Source organism: Streptomyces sp. NRRL WC-3549 (genome assembly GCF_000721935.1).
Lineage (GTDB): Bacteria > Actinomycetota > Actinomycetes > Streptomycetales > Streptomycetaceae > Streptomyces.
On sequence record NZ_KL585473.1, the window covers coordinates 1 to 234 of the forward strand.

Annotated in this window: 1 protein-coding gene; it reads right to left on the reverse strand. The window is 68.4% G+C overall.

Annotated features, from left to right (window positions below; translation table 11 throughout):
* Positions 1-234: beta-ketoacyl synthase N-terminal-like domain-containing protein (locus IH13_RS39570; protein WP_037843576.1), on the reverse strand; the 234-nt coding region annotated here is incomplete at both ends.

Sequence of the window (234 nt, forward strand, 5' to 3'; positions counted from 1 at the left end):
CGCCACACTGCCCGAGTTACCTGTTCCAAGGAAGGCGCCGACGTCTTGGGGTACAGAGCCCAGGCGGGCGGCGTAGTCGTGGTACATCAGGCCCGCGAACACGCCCGTACGGGTGCCGCGCAGTGAGTCGGGGTCGATACCGGCCCGCTCGATGGCTTCCCAGGAGGTTTCCAGGAGCAGCCGCTGCTGGGGGTCCATCGCCAGCGCCTCACGCGGCGAGATCCCGAAGAAGCC